The 1542-nt window shown below is 52.7% G+C and carries 1 protein-coding gene; it reads left to right on the forward strand.

The window, feature by feature from the left end; genetic code table 11:
• Positions 1-1542: tetratricopeptide repeat protein (locus D6694_13220; protein RMH37536.1), on the forward strand; the 1542-nt coding region annotated here is incomplete at both ends.

Raw genomic sequence — 1542 nt, forward strand, 5'->3', positions numbered from 1 at the left:
CAGGCTTGTTGAATTGTCCAAGCAGCATCCAAAAATACCAGCCATTTGGAATAACCTTGGTAACATTTACCAAAATCAAAACGACTGGCCAAATGCCATCACTTCGTACACACGCGCCTTGGCGCTTCAACCCGAACACCACTCGGCACGTTTCAACCTTGCCCTTTGCTTGCAAAAGCTTGGCCGAGCACAAGAGGCTTGCCAATACCTTAGACCAATCATTGAGCAAGGTCTGGCTGATGAAAACGCGTGGGGTCTCTGGGTGCAAGCGCTGCGACAACTACACCAATACTCAGGCGCACAATCGGCACTGGACGTGGCGCTTCGACGCCATCCAAAATCGGCCCATCTATGGTTACAACAAGGGGCATTATTCGAACAGCAAAAACGTTGGCAGGAAGCACTCTCTGCCTACCAACGTGCGGTCCCCCTCCAGCCAGAACTTCACCTAGCTTGGTCACAGTTGGCTTACCTACAAGCCACAAACGGTGAGTGGACTGCCTTAGCGCACACCCTTGGCAAGCTCAAACAATTGGTGGCAGAAGGCAGCACCGACATTAGCCCCTTCGTATTGCTCGCGCTGACCGACGATCCCGAGTTGCATTATCGCGCAGCGCGCCAATGGAGCCAGCGATACGCTCCCTATGCAGATACCCGGCCGGCACCTTCCCGTCGTCAGCACTTGACCATTGCCTACCTATCTGCCGACTTCTATCAGCACCCAACGGCATTTCTCGCTGCGAGCTTATTTGAACACCACGATCGGCAGCGCTTCCGTGTGCTGGCCTATAGCAATAGCCCAGATGACAAGAGCGATATGCGAAAGCGACTGGAAAACGCTTTTGACGCATTCTACGACATCAGGCACTGGAGCGTGCCGGAGATCGTGTCTCACATCCAGTCGCAACAGGTTGACATTCTCATCGACCTCAAAGGCCATACGGAAGACGCCTTACTCGAAGTGCTTGCGCAACGCCCCGCCCCCTTACAGCTCACTTACCTCGGTTATCCCGGAACGACGGGCGCCCCTTTTATCGATAGCGTCATTGCCGACTCCGTGGTGTTACCAGAACAACTTACACCACACTTCAGCGAACACCCGATTCGATTGAACCACTGTTATCAAGTCAATGACGTCAAAAGGCCGCGTCCGCAAACTCATATGCCAAGATCTGTCTTTGGTTTTCGTGATGAAGACGTGGTGCTTGCGTGTTTTAACAACAGTTGGAAGATATCAAAAGCAATGCTTGAGTGCTGGTTAAGGATACTGCAAGCGGCACCGAACACTCGACTGTGGCTCATGGATCGCAATCCATCCAGTCGTTTTCAAAGCAATGTCAGGCGAGCTGTGCGAGCGCATGGACTTGATGAGTCGCGCGTAAGTTTCGCCATGCCAAGACCATATGAAGAATACCTTCGCTATTACTTGCGTGTCGATTTGATGCTTGACACCTTTCCCTACAATGCTCATACCATGACCAGTGATGCCCTGTGGATGGCTTGCCCAGTGCTAACCCTTGAAGGCCGAACGTTTGCTGCCCG

It is taken from the genome of Gammaproteobacteria bacterium (assembly GCA_003696665.1).
Taxonomy (GTDB): Bacteria; Pseudomonadota; Gammaproteobacteria; order Enterobacterales.